Genomic DNA, 14151 nt, shown 5'->3' on the forward strand with positions numbered 1-14151 from the left:
GCCGCAGGTGGCGCCGCGCCAAGCGCCGCAGCGAGCGCCGCGCCAAGCGCCGCAGGAGGCGCCGCGCCAAGCGCCGCAGGTGGCGCCGCGCCAAGCGCTGCAGGTGGCGCCGCGCCAAGCGCCGCAGGAGGCGCCGCGCCAAGCGCCGCAGGAGGCGCCGCGCCAAGCGCCGCAGGTGGCGCCGCGCCAAGCGCCGCAGCGAGCGCCGCGCCAAGCGCCGCAGGAGGCGCCGCGCCAAGCGCCGCAGGTGGCGCCGCGCCAAGCGCTGCAGGTGGCGCCGCGCCAAGCGCCGCAGGTGGCGCCGCGCCAAGCGCCGCAGGTGGCGCCGCGCCAAGCGCTGCAGCGAGCGCCGCGCCAAGCGCTGCAGCGAGCGCCGCGCCAAGCGCCGCAGCGAGCGCCGCGCCAAGCGCCGCCGCGGGCGCCGCGCCAAGCGCCACCGCGGGCGCTGCACCCGGCCCGCCGCTCATGCCTCCCGTCCTCACCGGAGCCGGCGCACAGCCTGGAAGCGAAATCCAGGAGACGGTAAAGGGGCTGCTGCTGCAGCTCTCGGCAGCGGATTTGCCGCCGGCATTCAAGGAGGCAGCACAGCAGTTATTGCAGCATTTGACCGGCCAGCAGCTATTGCTAAATACAGATCGCACGGCGCCTTTTGCCCAGATCACGATGTTCATTCCTCTTCATGGCCCGGACGGTGAGCAGACTGCAGCCGTCCATGTGCAGTCGAGGCGGGGCCGCAAGGGCGAGCTGGACCATCATAACTGCCGGCTATGGTTTGATCTGAACATGAACACACTGGGACATACTGTGATTGACGTGCAGGTCGTAGACAATATCGTGAGCATCCAGATGAAAAATAATGAGTCTTGGGCGGAGGAACTGTTCCAATCCGGGCGTCAGGAACTGGCGCAGTCGGTTGAAGACATCGGATATCAGCTGCTGAGCATGAAAACGACTTCATTTCCGGAAATTACTCCGGCTTCAGACAAATCTCATAGCCGTGTTGCAGAAGAATATACACCGGATACCTATAAAGGAGTGGATCTGAAAATATGAAGGACCTCTCCTCAGAAGCTCCTGCATCGCTCAAGAAAGCCGTAGCTTTAAAATACAGTCCGGGTGACAGTGAAGCGCCAGTCGTCACCGCCAAAGGACAGGGAAAGCTGGCTGATACAATTCTGGAACGGGCCAGAGAGCATGGTGTCCCGGTGCAGGAGGACGCAGCCTTGGTTGAGGTGCTATCCAAGCTGGATCTGGATCAGCAGATTCCTCCAGAGCTGTACCAGTTGGTTGCCGAGGTGCTGACCTATGTGTACCGGGCGGAGACTAAAGCCAGGGAGGGGCGAATCCATGAATCCTAATGGAGAGCCTGTCAAAGCCACCAGGCAGCAAAAAGGAGCAGCCGCAGAGCAGGCCGCAGCATGGTATTTACACACACTCGGCTATACAATCCGCGAGCGAAACTGGCGTTGCCGTTATGGGGAACTGGATCTGATCGTATCCTCCCCGAAAGGAGATACCCTGGTGTTTGTGGAGGTTCGAAGCCGCAGCAGCAAAGGGATCTTCGGCACCCCAGCAGAATCTGTCAATGTCCGAAAAATGCAGCAGGTTCGCGCCATTGCCGGCTATTACCTGCACTATAAAGGCGTCAATCCGTCACAGATACGCTTTGATGTTATTGCAGTATCGCTTCTGCCTGATTTGAGCACAGAGTCGCTCGAGCATATCCAGGATGCTTTTTAATTCCAGTATGTCGTCACATGTATGATAGATATTTTTTTCATCCTTAATATAAAAATGGTTTACAAAAACCTTTTCCAGCATTTAGAATAGATCATAAGCAAGCAACAATCTGAGGGCCATGTTTACCATAGCACATCAGGTGCCTGGTACAACCCCGTCTCTTTCATAGAGGCGGGGTTGTTTTGATTTCTCTTTCTCAAGCTCCAGGGAGGAGGGAATCCAAGGACGTGAGCCGAATTCGCTTGCTAAGAGTAAGTAGCCAGTAAGTAGCCTGACATGAAAGGAGGCGCCGGACCTCAAACATCACAGACACGGCTTCCGTTTTTGCGCAAACGTTTGAACTAATGGAGATTTCTCTTGGTTAAGCGGAGAATATCTTGTGTAGAACTCGCAGAAGGCAACCGTCAGAAGAACGAATTCAACGTGAAAAGGAGAGTGACCATTGACGACATCATCAGTCATTGAGAGGCTGGACGGCTTTAAGGCGAAGCTTTTGAACAATGAAAGGCGTATTTTTGTCTATTTGCCGCCAGGCTATCATTATGATTTAAGCAGACGTTATCCGGTGCTGTATATGCATGCTGGTCAGCGAGCGTTCGAGCCCGCTTCACCTGGCACCGAGGCATGGTATATTCATGCGGCGGCAGATCGGCTCATGAAGGAAGGGCAAATAGACGGCTTGATTATTGTTGGTATTGCTCACCTGCGCCCGCTCACGCATAACGAGTTCTATCACTATAAAGCGCCGGAGAGTGAAGCAGGGCATATAGGGTGCTCCGGACTCCAATATGAGGATTTTATTATTAACGATCTCAAGCCTTATATTGACAGCCATTATCGAACATTGAGGGATTCATCTAACACAGGGTTAATAGGAGCTTCGGCGGGAGGGCTATCGACTTATCATATCGGCATGCGGCGTCCGGACGTGTTCGGCAAGCTGATCATGATGTCCCCGTATTTTGTCAAACCGACCCTGCATACGGATCCAGAACCATTTCTTGAGGAGGAAGTACTGGTTCTCGAAAAAGACAGCAAGCCGGACGTCTCCATGTGGATGGATATCGGGGATGCAGAGGGTCTGTTTCTTCCCTCTCAGGTGCGCAGCATCGTGACCCGTTGTATGGAGCATGGCAGCCGGTATATGGAGGATATTGCTTATCTGGAAGAGCCGGAAGCCGCCCATCAGGAGAAAGATTGGGGAGATCGGGTGCATATTCCACTCCTTTACATGTTCGGCAGAATAGGTAATCCGTCAAGTCTACTGCTGCATGGTCGGGACCAGATCGGTTTGGACGGGACAGGCTCAGTGATGAACGGCGTGCTTCGTTACGACAGCGGCTTTGCCGTCAGCGTCCTGGACGGGCAATATACCTCATCAGATCCCCAAGTGCTGCAGGTCGGACCTTATGGTGAACTGAAGCCACAGATACCGGGGACGGCTGAGATCACGCTGAGTACCCGGGGACTGACCGCCACAAAAATGATCACCGTCATCCCTCAGCTTCCAAGCTTTGTCACCATCCATATCAGCGCCCAGGCGCCTGTTGAAGCGCAGCCTGCGGCGAGCATTTACGGCGGGATGGGAATGAAGCTGGATTATACCGGTGAAGGCCGATATGAGGGGAGCTTCAAGGTTCCACGGAATGCAGGCTTCCATTTTCGGTTTACACGAGGCTTCCGTCGCTTTGAAACGGGGAAGCAGGGACAAGTCATGACCAATCGAAGACTGCGCGCGGATCAGGATCTGAAGCTGCATTATATAATTTCGGGATGGGACAGCTCCATGAATAGAGCATCCAACGAAAAGGGGGCAGAGCATGAACCGTCAAATACCATCTTTTAATCCGGTCATGGAGATCCCTTATTACTATCCTTGCCATTTTCCACTGATTCATGAGGTACTGCAGCGACAGGGATGTCACAGCAGCCTCAGTCTGCTGGCAAATTCGCGGCTGTACGGCCTGCCCTCCTGCTCTAGTGAGGGTCTGGTTAAAACCTATCATCACAAGCTGAATTATGGTGAGCCGGTATGGAGGATGAAATCGCGCAGAGAGCTGCCCGGTTTTCAAGAGGGCCTTGGCGAGATTAAGCGCTGTATCGACCGCGGGGAGCTGTTTCTGGCGACTGGCAGCAGCTATTATCTGCCTTACTGCGACGACTATATGAATCCCAATTACATTGAAAAGCTGGTCCAGCCGCAGTCCCGGCTGTATCTGGTCGATCATTGGCTGGCTGTTTACGGAATCAAAGAAGACGAGCTGCTCGTATATGATCCTGTCCCGGCAAAATATCAGGGCAGTATTTCTATGGAGAACTTTCAGGCGTTCTGGAGAGGCAACAAATGCATCCCTGAGCTTGCAGCTGCCAAAAAGAAAGAAGAGCTCTACACCTATTCCACCCTGGATATTGAAGCGGATGAAGGGCTGCATACCGAAAGATATCTGGACATTTTACTGCAAACCGCTGCAACCACTGTGCAGGAATTTATGGCCGGCCGTGAGGTTCATCAGGCGGGTCGCACGTATTTCTTTGGCCAGCGTGTCACCCGCGAGCTGCTGAATCAGCTGCACAGCTTAAGCGAGAATGATGAGGGTGCATTGAGGCTTGCAGCGGCATTTACCTTTGATATGAGATGGAGCCGGTATTTTTTTCGCGATTTAATGCTGGAGACTGCTTCTATTGCGGGATCGCCTTTTACAGAACTGACCTCACGGTATGAACATCTGCTTTCCAGCTGGGAGCAGGCACACAAGCTGCTGCAGCTCAAGCACAGTCTGCGCCGTCCCGGATGGCTGCAGCCCGCGCGGCAGACCATCCAGCAGCTGGCGGAGGATGAGCTGCGCTGGTTTGAGGAAATGGGAAGTGTTTTGAAGCACCGAGGTCATTTTCAGCAATGGAGTACGGATCCAGAGGCGAAAGATTTGGACAAGCCGGCGTTAACCCGAATTATTCTGGACAGCTGTGCAGAAATGAACCGCTATCAGAATACAGGCATCCCCGTAGAGTGCGGGCTTCAAACGCCGCTCTATGGCCGGGATGGCAAGCTGGATTCCTTAGGCCTGGTTTCCTTGCTAGTGGCTGTGGAGCAAAGTATTGAAGAAGAATTTGAGGTCAGTCTGTCGTTATCAGAGCTGGCCGCTGCTTCGCAGAATGAGAATCCATTTCAATCCGTGGCCTCCTTGGCAGGCTATGTCAGCCGGCAGCTGTCTTTGCAGAGGGAGGAAAGCCATCATGGAGTGTGAGGAGCTGCTGCAGCGGTTCGCCCGCTGGAAGGAACGACCGGCTTTAGTATGCAATGATGAAATATACACGTATGGCTGGCTGCTTCAGAACATACATTTCATCGGCCAGCAGGTTCAAATGAAGGGGATGGCAGGCTCCATAGTAACGCTGGAAGAGCCATATTCCCCCGAGGCTGTCGCCGCTCTCCTTGCACTCTGGAAGATGAACTGCATTACTGCGGTAATGGATGCCCAGCTCCCGGAAGCCAAGCGGTTCGAATATGCGGTTCTAACACAGGCTGCATTTCGCTGCAGCGCCGGGCGGGAAGGGCTTCTTGCCCTGGAGGCTCCGGAATTCACGGTGACCCATCCGCTGCTCCTTCAGCTGCAAAGAGAAGAAAGCGGGGGCTTGATTATTTTTTCATCCGGCTCTTCCGGCGCGAGCAAAGCTGCAGTGCACCGGACATCAGCTCTGTTATCCAAGTATAAGCGGGAGGGAAGAGCACTCAAGACGATTCCCTTCATGCTTCTGGATCATATCGGCGGGATAAATACGATGCTCCGAACGCTAAGCAGCGGCGGCACCTTGTATATTTTGAAGGACCGCTCTCCGTCAGAGGTGTGCCGAACCATTGAACAGCACCGCATTCAGGCGCTGCCGGTCTCTCCCACCTTCATGAATCTTCTTCTCATGAGTAAAACGTACGAGGCGTATGATCTGTCAAGTCTAGAGGTGGTATCCTACGGATCCGAGGTGATGCCGCCCTCAACACTAAAAGCCTGGCATCAGGCCTTTCCCGGGGTCAAGACGAATCAGGCCTATGGCATGTCTGAGCTGGGAGTACTGCCGACTCGCTCTGCCGGCTCAAATGGGTTAGCTTTTTCCATACAAAGCGAGCAGGTGGAGTACCGGATTGTGGATGGATTATTGGAAGTCAAAACGCCCTGGGCCATGATGGGATATTTAAATGCACCGGATCCCTTTACGACAGACGGCTGGTTGAAGACGGGGGATGAGGCTTTGGAGGAAGAGGGCTTCATCCGGATTCTGGGCCGGCGTTCAGAAATGATCAATGTCGGGGGCGAAAAGGTGTACCCGGCGGAGGTGGAGGATGTGCTTCAGCAGCTTCCCTTTGTAGAAGCAGCCGTAGTCAGCGGAGAGGCCAGTGGAATTACGGGACAGCTGATCAAGGCCACGCTCTCGCTCCGGGAAGAGATGAAGCTTGCCGAGCTGCGCCAGCGGGTATGGGAGCATTGCAGAGATCGGCTTCCTGCTTACAAAATACCGCAAAAAATTGTGATCGCCGAGCATTCACTGACCGGAAGCCGGATGAAGAAGCTCCGTAACCTATAATCCTTAATCCATTTAACAAATACAACAAATCAATGCCAATTTAGAAAGGTGGATCATGAAAAGATGAAAATTGCAGCGGATCGATTTACAAAAGAGCTGGAGCAGCTTCACAGAGACGGATATGTTTTGTTTGAAGGGGTATTAAATGCTGAAGAAACCGCCCAGATCAAGCAGGGGATTATGGCTGCTTTTGAGGGCAAGGATGAACGTGTTATGCTGCAGGGCCCGATGTTTGAGCACGGGGAAGTGTTTGAGGAGCTTGTAGATCATCCTGTCATCAGTGAATTTATTGAAGAGGTGCTGGGTCAAGACTGCCAGCTTAGCAGCATGAACGGGATGAGAACCCAGCATCATAATGCGGTGAGCAAGTGGCATGTGGACGAAGCGTTATTTTTCCCGCTCCCTGAAGGTGTGGAGCTGGATGCACGGATTCAATTACCCGTATATCTCATGAATGCCCTCTATTATTTGGAGGATGTGACCGAGGAGCTTGGACCGACCCAGGTTGTACCGGGTTCTCACCGGGCCGGCAAGGATTTGGGATTTACCGAGCATATTGAGAGCTATAACGGTCAGGGACCGGTATCCATTCTGGCTAAAGCAGGAGACTGCCTGGTGTTTAACAGCCAGGTATGGCATCGCGGTGCTCCCCACATGAGCCATTCGCCCAGGTATGTTCAGCAGGTGATATATCGCAAAAAATTTATCGTCCCCCATTTGAGTCACGACAACAATGTGTTTTATAAAGCGCCGGAAGATGTCATTGCGCGCGCCAATCCCCGCCGCAGACGATTGCTCGGCCATAATTCACAGATTTTCTAAACCCGATATAGCGCCCTATATAATTAGCGCCGGCCAGCCGTCATTGTGACGCCGCCGGCGCTTTTATAGGCTTTAGACCTCCTCCTGGCTGATGGGTGACAGATCCAGCTGGCGATACTGTACAGCCTCTGCCACATGTGTAAAGCGAATGATGTCAGAATGGTCTAAATCGGCAATCGTTCTTGAAATTTTGAGGATACGATCATAGGCTCTCATGCTCAGGCCCAGCGCTTCCAGTGTGGTATCCAGCAGATCGGAAGCCTCTCGCTCCAGCTTAGCGAAGGTACGCAGTGCGCTGCCCTGCAGCTCACTGTTCCATGAAAAGCGGGTGTGGCGGTATCTGCTCAGCTGAATATCCCGGGCGGACAGGACAAGCTGCTTCATTTCCGCAGAGGATAAGGCTTGGCTTTCACTTGGGCGCTCCTTAGGTCTCGGCACGTCCACTTGGAGATCGATGCGGTCCAGCAGCGGTCCGGATATTTTGGCACGGTAGGCTGAAACTCTAGGAAGACTGCAGGTACACCGATGAAGGCCTGTCGGCTCAGCTCCGAAGTAGCCGCACGGACACGGATTCATCGAGGCGGCCAGCATAAACCGGGCAGGGTACGTAAAGACGGCTCTGGAGCGGCTGATCGTCACCTCATAATCCTCCAGCGGCTGGCGAAGCACTTCCAGGACACTGCGCGAAAATTCCGGCAACTCATCCAGAAACAGTACGCCGCGGTGAGCCAGGCTAACCTCGCCAGGCTTCGGTATTCCTCCTCCACCAATGAGGCCGCCGGGAGAGATTGTATGATGAGGAGAGCGAAAAGGGCGCTTGCGGAGCAGCGCATCATCCTGCTTCAGCTTGCCGGCGGCACTGAAAATTTTGGTCACCTCCAGCGCTTCCTCTTCGCCAAGCTCCGGTAAAATAGTCGGCAGCCGCTTGATCAGCATCGTCTTTCCGGTCCCGGGCGGACCAATAAGAATGAGATTATGCATGCCTGCAGCAGCAATGGTCATCGCTCGCTTGACATGCAGTTGACCGTAGACATCACTGTAGTCTTCTGCAAACGCAGATTCTGCAGATGAAGGGACCGTCCCAGAGGCAGAAGAAGAGTCAAAGATAAGCCTTCCAAGCTCCACAACAGGAGGCCGTCCCTTGCGTGACGACGTAGCCGCCTCCGTCTTCGCTATGTTCTCACTTGAGCTGGAACAGGTCTCCAGCAGCTGACTGAGATGCTCCAGGCTATAAATAGGTATGCCCTGAATCAGAGACGCTTCCTGCGCGTTGGCCTGCGGCAGCAGAATGCCTTGAAAGCCTTTGGTTCTCGCTGCTTCTGCGATGGACAGCGCTCCCTTTACCGGGCGAAGACTACCGTCAAGTGCGAGCTCTCCGATGATGAGCAGCTTCTCTGCTGCCGGGAGCGCCAGCTGTTCGCTCGTGGTCAGAATCCCGAGAGCTACCGCCAAGTCAAAGGCGGAGCCCTCTTTCCGTAAATCAGCCGGAGCAAGATTGACAGTAATCCGCTGCAAAGGATAGGTGAAGCCGCAGTTCTTGATCGCAGCCCTTACCCGTTCGACGGATTCTCGAATCGAGGAGTCCGGCAATCCGATAATGTTAGTTTGGGATTACATAGTCAGTATAAAAAAAGCCCCTCAAAGGAAATTAATCCTAAGAGGGGCTTAAATTTATGCGGTTGGGGGGAGCGGTGTGGAACAGGTAGAAGAAGTGTTATTAATGCTTATATATCTATTCCACACCACTTGATCTAAGAATTTCGTCAATGAGTTAGACATCGATTATATTTAATTTACCATTCTCGAAATTGTATTGCTTCATTTCTACATAATTTAAACTCTTTAGAGATTGTTTTATTCTCGATGTGTAACCTGGAGTTATAGTAATCATCCTTACCTTTTCATTGAATTCAGTTGGATAATATACACTTTGAAAAACTAACGATTTGTCATGATCGACTTTCTTAATTTCTATTATGCATTTCACATTGTTCTCATCTAGTGCCAATATATCTATAAATCCTTTTGAAACTTTGTACTGCCTTTTAATTAATTTCAAACCATGTTCAACAATATGTAAATTGCTTGCCAAGTATTTTTCAATATCCTTTTCAAGTAATTGTGTTCCATTAGTTATCTTGTTAACGATTCTGTTTTTCGTACTTTCAATGTATGGAGTGGTGTATTCGCAGATACCAAATTTATCACATAAGTCTTTATTTGGGTTGTGCCCGTTAAAAAAGTAAAGTGGGTTAACTGATATTACAGGACGTAGTACGCATTCATTTACTATTTGAATCTCACTAAAAATGATGAGTCCCTTTTGAACGAGCAATGAAATTGTTTCTCTTATTTCTTCTATTGTCATTCCAAACCTACACTCTAACTCATAATAAGTTGGGATGTACTTTTTGCTCTCTACTATAACTGAAACTATGTAGGAGTCTGTAGTCGCACTTTCCCCAAATGCAACAAACAAACACCTTTCCTTATAGGTCAAACTATCGAAATCACATACTACATTTTGTTGGTATTTAAAATTCTCAACTTCTATCATCTTCATCATCTCCTGTTAATTCATAGTGACTAGGAATTATTTTTATATTTGTCTAATTCTCTTCTAAGTTGAGCAGTATTTTTTACCATAAGGCTCATATTGATTACAGCTTCCATGTTAATGAACTGGTCAATTAACTCTCTAAGAAGTTCGCTATTATCGTATTGAATGTGAAAATGGACACCATTTTTCTTTTTTTCGGAACCGACTAATTCAAATCCATTACTCATAAGGAGTACGGAAAGATAAAAATCTTTGGTCACATAAGTCTTCATAATCAAGCATCATCCTTTTAAATTAATTCGTCTTAACGAGCCGTGAGGGTGAATTGCCGTAGGCAAGAGGGTGGTGCGGCAGGTCGGTTTTCTGCAACGTAGTGAAGAAAATCGAGTTGGTATCAGCACCCTAAAATAAAAAAGGGAAGACAAATGAATGTCCTCCCACAAATACGTACTACTTGTTTAACTTATCTGCATATTCGATGCCTTGGTTAATAATGATCTTCATCAACTTCAACTCTGATTCACTTGGCTTTACATCCATTTGCTTCAATACACTATCCATGACCAACATCGACACAGCCATTTTATCGACTTTGCTATCTGCATAGTACAATGCATTCACATGGTCAATGACTTGATCAGCGATATCAAATACAGCCGTAGTTTTCTTCTTGTCAATTTTATCTGAAGGAATAACGTCCAACACCAATCGAGCAATTTTCAACGCTTCATCCATATTTTCAAACACATGTTCATTGATTACATTTTTCTTCTTCAAAAATGGAACGACAAATAAACCTGCAATTACAACTGCAAGCACACTAAGAATAATATAAATTTCAGTCATTAGTTATTCTCCTTATTGTTTATTTTGATTTTTGATAAAGTCGATTACACCCATACGATCAAACATAGTCACAGTAGCGTATAAATCTGCGCTACGACCTTCAGGAGTATTCATCACGGGATTACCATTTTTGTCTTTCATGTTTTTCAATTTCTCAATTGTTGGCAACGCATAAGATGGTACTTTAGCCATACTCAACTTGTTCTTGAGTGCATCAATTTCTGTTTGTTGATTGACAATCGTTTGACGTTGCTCAGTAAGCGATGCTTTCAATACATCTTTGCTATGTTCCAACTCTCCAACCTTATCAACGAGAGCCTTAAACTGTGCTTTTTCTTCTGCAGTCATGGGTTCATCCTCCACCTTTACTTTATTATTCATTTTGTCAGAGACAAGTTGCTTAAATTTCTTCCACTCAACAGGATTGTTGACAAACCATCTGTGGCAATCCTTCCATCCTACAACTTCTTGATGGGTATAAATATCTGTTAATGGATCGAGATTAAAGTATTTGCACCAATGAACACATCTCTCAACGAGCGAATTATATGTATCGCCTGTCATCTTACCGTTCCAATCAATATGACAGCATTCAATGCCATAGGTACAGTCGTTTGGATACGGCTTAAGGTGTGGTTTACCAGTGGAGTTCAACTTTTCCCAAGCAACAGGAGTGTAAATCTGCTTTGTGCCAGGTTTGTATGGTTGACTGGAACCTGCTTGATAGGCTAGTTCGTCAGGAGGAAGGGCAACGACTACATCGCCATCCAAATCAATCAGTTCGTGTGCAGAGCCGTAACTTTTTAATCCACCTTTGCGTGATTCAAAGAAATCTCTATTACCTTTAGCAGATGTATTAGGATTAGCTACCCAATGAATAATTAAGCCTCTAACCTTGCGAAGTTTGTATCCCGGTCTTGAATATTTGTTCGGTGTGAGATATTGAGTAATTACTTCATACGACACTTTCAATCACCTCTCATTTTGATAACTAATGATAATTAAATAACTATATACAACAGACAACTATGTATGCTATACTCTGGTTGGGATGATGTTTTCATAAATGCTCTTAATGGGGGTGTTTGAGAAAATAACATCCTTTTATTTTTGATCAGACTTGCCTTCGGCAGCGAGATATAGAGTTAACATTTTTTCATACCTTTTGCTAATTTTATTCAGACGAACATCGCTTATTTTTTTACTTTTGACATTAAGTAATTTGGCTATTTCGGCATTGGTTTTTCCCTGTTCCAGTAAAGATCTGATTTCTAGAAATAATTCTGGGTTCATGTATTTGTTTGCTTGTATATTTTTAGCTTTATTAATAATATCGTTCGGGGGAATAATGGGATATGCTTCTTTCCAATTTAATCCTATTTTAATGTCGCTGATTGACTGGAAGCATACGCCGTAAATATCACCTATCTCCTCTAAAGTTAAGATTGAGTGTAAAAGCAAGTATTTTATTTCGCCAGCTTGTTTGATGTTTAATTTTAAATTCCTTTTTTTGGGAGGGGGTTTTATTTTAGGGGTGTATTCATTCGCAAGGATTTGTTCTTTATAAATCCCATCTCTATATTTCATCGAGAATTCCTCGAATTGTTCAGGAGTATTATCTCTATTACCATACTCACGGTGAAACAGCGAATGAATATCCGATCTCAGACAAACACCTAAAGGATATCTTGAGTGTATTTCCATAAATTTTGTATTTAGTTGAATTATCTCTTCCGATGTATATTCGCTGACATTATCCTTTAAACTTAAATCTAATTCGCATAAGCTTTCTTTGACAATAAGATTAAATCCATATAGATGATGTATGTCGTCATAGTCTTCACCTGTCAAAAGACACTTGGAATCACATGCGTCTACAGAATCTTCTTTCCATTGATTTATCAAATTCCTGAGGTGTGATGATAAAGTAGTTATGCCGCCTTTCCAATTGGGGTTCATATTTCCTTTTTTGTCATAACAAACAGGGCAGAACTCCAACGGTTGACTTTTACCTCTTGCTCTTTCACAAGCACTCATCTGGTATATATGGTTAGGATTTTTGAGGCAAATCCAGTAGTAAATTTTCCCACTACTCTTGCTTACATAATCAATGTGTCTTTTATTTAATGTGGGATGATAAAGAGAGGCTATTTCTGGATGGACATCGCTGAAAGATTTTCCTTGATTCGGTTTATATGTTTTGTGTCTCCAAGTTGCGCCGCAACTGCCGCACCTATCTCTTCCGTCTGTTCTTTTTCTTTGTATCATAATGGCTCCAAATTTTTGCTTTTTGGAGATCATACTTCCACAATCATCGCAAACTTTAGTTAATTCAGCCGAAGAACTAGGGCTTAGATCTTCAATTGGAACTAAAAATTTGTCACCAAATTTAGTGAAAACATATCCCTTTTCTAAATAATGGCTTTTACTTGAGCTATGCCAGACAGTTTCAGCATACTCTTCTAACACTGACAAATAGGATCAACTCCAAAAATAGATTATACTCTTCATGCGAATGTCTAAGTCGAACGATGCTATTTTCTATCTGGTTCACTATCTTCACTCTTTGTTTTTAATACACTAATCGCTCTCTTAAATTGCTCTGGCATTGGGAGGCCAAGTCTGCCATAGTTTTCCGCTAGGCTGATTAGCTCGTTCGAAATATAAAAGTAGGTCGCGCCTACTGCCAAACTCAAGTTTCCATTGAGTCCAAGAAGAGAGTCGATTCTATAAAGAACGGCAATCACGGTAAACATTAGAACTTTTTTGAATATACCGATAAACCCTTTACTTGAATTCAATCCCTTTGTCTCATCTAGTGGACTGTAAACTCCTTCACGCAGAGATGCGCTCACACCAGTAAACCAGTCAAGTACAACCAAGATTGCGAGTAGAGAGAGGGCTTCACTCCATCCTCCGAATGCGTATGTAGCAAATAATCCAAATGTTGCGATTATGGTATTTAAAACTTTGTCATACACTGTTTTTCCTCCACTGGCATAATAAAAGGACTCCTCAGCGAATGAAGAGTCCAATACTACACATTTTTCAATTTTTTATGATTTTTCTAATTTTGACGTTCAAAAAACGTTGATATATAAGGGTTTTTTGAGCCTATTTTCGTGATAAAATACCTCTTTTATCAACTTATACTCCTTCGGTATTTTCAAGGATATAATCTTCAACAGCCTGTCTGTAATCCGGGTTTGTGATGTCGTCCAACACATAAGTTTTCCCCGTTTTTGGATTAAGACCACCATTTGTGATACGCTCTGCTGCAATTCGTACAACTACTGGGTTTACCATTATAAAATTCCTCCTGATTCGGCATCAGCCATTAGTAATAGTTGATCTTCCAACTCTTTGATACGTTGCTGTTCTGGCGATAGTTGTACTTCTAACTGCTCTAAAATCGGTTGTTTTGTGGCTACGTCAATTCCTGAGATTCTGTGCGTCTGGAAATTCACAGCGCCATAATCCAAGTCTACATAGTCAAGATGTGAAACCTCCTTCCGAGGCAATACATCACCTTGCATTTCTCCTGATTGAAAGATGATTTCTCCGTCCTGATCAAAAATGATTCTATTTCCTATTTGCATTATGCA

At 47.2% G+C, this 14151-nt stretch carries 15 protein-coding genes and 1 pseudogene; 6 read left to right on the plus strand and 10 right to left on the minus strand.

Going from position 1 to position 14151, the window contains the following annotated elements; all coding sequences use genetic code 11:
- On the minus strand, positions 1 to 591 hold a 591-nt coding region (locus tag ACH6EH_RS06460), incomplete at its 3' end, for a hypothetical protein (RefSeq protein ID WP_397331901.1).
- Between the two features lie 458 nt (positions 592 to 1049).
- Here ACH6EH_RS06460 and ACH6EH_RS06465 point away from each other — a divergent pair.
- The 6 genes from ACH6EH_RS06465 (at position 1050) to ACH6EH_RS06490 (ending at position 7140) form a co-directional block, all read left to right on the plus strand.
- The gene (locus ACH6EH_RS06465; protein WP_138226145.1) at positions 1050 to 1358 is read left to right on the plus strand and encodes an EscU/YscU/HrcU family type III secretion system export apparatus switch protein; all 309 of its coding nucleotides are present in this window, start codon (positions 1050 to 1052) and stop codon (positions 1356 to 1358) included.
- Positions 1348 to 1740, plus strand: a complete 393-nt coding sequence (locus ACH6EH_RS06470) for a YraN family protein (protein ID WP_397331608.1) — start codon at positions 1348 to 1350, stop codon at positions 1738 to 1740. Before ACH6EH_RS06465 ends, ACH6EH_RS06470 begins: the two co-directional genes overlap by 11 nt.
- A gap of 442 nt (positions 1741 to 2182) precedes the next feature.
- Positions 2183 to 3586 (plus strand): alpha/beta hydrolase, encoded by a 1404-nt coding sequence (locus ACH6EH_RS06475; protein WP_397331609.1) that lies wholly within the window; start codon positions 2183 to 2185, stop codon positions 3584 to 3586.
- The gene (locus tag ACH6EH_RS06480; RefSeq protein ID WP_397331610.1) at positions 3561 to 4985 is read left to right on the plus strand and encodes an acyl carrier protein; all 1425 of its coding nucleotides are present in this window, start codon (positions 3561 to 3563) and stop codon (positions 4983 to 4985) included. The genes ACH6EH_RS06475 and ACH6EH_RS06480 overlap by 26 nt, the downstream gene beginning before the upstream one ends.
- On the plus strand, positions 4975 to 6318 hold the full coding sequence (locus ACH6EH_RS06485; RefSeq protein ID WP_397331611.1) for an ANL family adenylate-forming protein: 1344 nt from the start codon (positions 4975 to 4977) through the stop codon (positions 6316 to 6318). The genes ACH6EH_RS06480 and ACH6EH_RS06485 overlap by 11 nt, the downstream gene beginning before the upstream one ends.
- A gap of 63 nt (positions 6319 to 6381) precedes the next feature.
- Positions 6382 to 7140 carry a phytanoyl-CoA dioxygenase family protein gene (locus tag ACH6EH_RS06490; protein ID WP_397331612.1) on the plus strand — a complete coding sequence of 253 codons (759 nt, stop codon included), beginning with the start codon at positions 6382 to 6384 and terminating at the stop codon, positions 7138 to 7140.
- Between the two features lie 72 nt (positions 7141 to 7212).
- Here ACH6EH_RS06490 and ACH6EH_RS06495 read toward each other — a convergent pair.
- The 9 genes and pseudogenes from ACH6EH_RS06495 to ACH6EH_RS06535 form a co-directional block, all read right to left on the minus strand.
- Positions 7213 to 8748: pseudogene (locus ACH6EH_RS06495) on the minus strand (YifB family Mg chelatase-like AAA ATPase); the annotation flags it as partial.
- Positions 8749 to 8911: 163 nt separating this feature from the next.
- The gene (locus tag ACH6EH_RS06500; RefSeq protein ID WP_397331613.1) at positions 8912 to 9697 is read right to left on the minus strand and encodes an endonuclease NucS domain-containing protein; all 786 of its coding nucleotides are present in this window, start codon (positions 9695 to 9697) and stop codon (positions 8912 to 8914) included.
- Between the two features lie 29 nt (positions 9698 to 9726).
- Entirely contained in the window at positions 9727 to 9972 is a 246-nt protein-coding gene (locus tag ACH6EH_RS06505) for a DUF5659 domain-containing protein (protein ID WP_397331614.1), read from the minus strand.
- A 178-nt stretch (positions 9973 to 10150) separates the two neighbouring features.
- Entirely contained in the window at positions 10151 to 10546 is a 396-nt protein-coding gene (locus tag ACH6EH_RS06510; protein WP_397331615.1) for a hypothetical protein, read from the minus strand.
- Between the two features lie 12 nt (positions 10547 to 10558).
- Entirely contained in the window at positions 10559 to 11512 is a 954-nt protein-coding gene (locus tag ACH6EH_RS06515) for a peptidoglycan recognition protein family protein (protein ID WP_397331616.1), read from the minus strand.
- Positions 11513 to 11650: 138 nt separating this feature from the next.
- On the minus strand, positions 11651 to 13015 hold the full coding sequence (locus tag ACH6EH_RS06520) for a zinc-ribbon domain-containing protein (protein WP_397331902.1): 1365 nt from the start codon (positions 13013 to 13015) through the stop codon (positions 11651 to 11653).
- Between the two features lie 65 nt (positions 13016 to 13080).
- The gene (locus ACH6EH_RS06525; protein ID WP_397331617.1) at positions 13081 to 13527 is read right to left on the minus strand and encodes a phage holin family protein; all 447 of its coding nucleotides are present in this window, start codon (positions 13525 to 13527) and stop codon (positions 13081 to 13083) included.
- 166 nt (positions 13528 to 13693) lie between these two features.
- Positions 13694 to 13852, minus strand: coding sequence for a hypothetical protein (locus ACH6EH_RS06530; RefSeq protein WP_397331618.1), 159 nt, complete (start codon positions 13850 to 13852; stop codon positions 13694 to 13696).
- Positions 13852 to 14145 carry a hypothetical protein gene (locus tag ACH6EH_RS06535; RefSeq protein ID WP_397331619.1) on the minus strand — a complete coding sequence of 98 codons (294 nt, stop codon included), beginning with the start codon at positions 14143 to 14145 and terminating at the stop codon, positions 13852 to 13854. The genes ACH6EH_RS06530 and ACH6EH_RS06535 overlap by 1 nt, the downstream gene beginning before the upstream one ends.
- Between the last annotated feature and the right edge of the window lie 6 nt (positions 14146 to 14151).

It is taken from the genome of Paenibacillus sp. JSM ZJ436 (genome assembly GCF_044383795.1).
Lineage (GTDB): Bacteria > Bacillota > Bacilli > Paenibacillales > Paenibacillaceae > Paenibacillus_AQ > Paenibacillus_AQ algicola.

Excerpts from the sequence above, each read along its gene's own strand:
- ACH6EH_RS06530 (WP_397331618.1), bottom strand. The coding sequence starts at position 13,852 with ATGGTAAACCCAGTAGTTGTACGAATTGCAGCAGAGCGTATCACAAAT.
- ACH6EH_RS06470 (WP_397331608.1), top strand. The coding sequence starts at position 1,348 with ATGAATCCTAATGGAGAGCCTGTCAAAGCCACCAGGCAGCAAAAAGGA.
- ACH6EH_RS06490 (WP_397331612.1), top strand. The coding sequence starts at position 6,382 with ATGAAAATTGCAGCGGATCGATTTACAAAAGAGCTGGAGCAGCTTCAC.
- ACH6EH_RS06535 (WP_397331619.1), bottom strand. The coding sequence starts at position 14,145 with ATGCAAATAGGAAATAGAATCATTTTTGATCAGGACGGAGAAATCATC.
- ACH6EH_RS06465 (WP_138226145.1), top strand. The coding sequence starts at position 1,050 with ATGAAGGACCTCTCCTCAGAAGCTCCTGCATCGCTCAAGAAAGCCGTA.
- ACH6EH_RS06500 (WP_397331613.1), bottom strand. The coding sequence starts at position 9,697 with ATGATAGAAGTTGAGAATTTTAAATACCAACAAAATGTAGTATGTGAT.
- ACH6EH_RS06480 (WP_397331610.1), top strand. The coding sequence starts at position 3,561 with ATGAACCGTCAAATACCATCTTTTAATCCGGTCATGGAGATCCCTTAT.
- ACH6EH_RS06485 (WP_397331611.1), top strand. The coding sequence starts at position 4,975 with ATGGAGTGTGAGGAGCTGCTGCAGCGGTTCGCCCGCTGGAAGGAACGA.
- ACH6EH_RS06510 (WP_397331615.1), bottom strand. The coding sequence starts at position 10,546 with ATGACTGAAATTTATATTATTCTTAGTGTGCTTGCAGTTGTAATTGCA.
- ACH6EH_RS06505 (WP_397331614.1), bottom strand. The coding sequence starts at position 9,972 with ATGAAGACTTATGTGACCAAAGATTTTTATCTTTCCGTACTCCTTATG.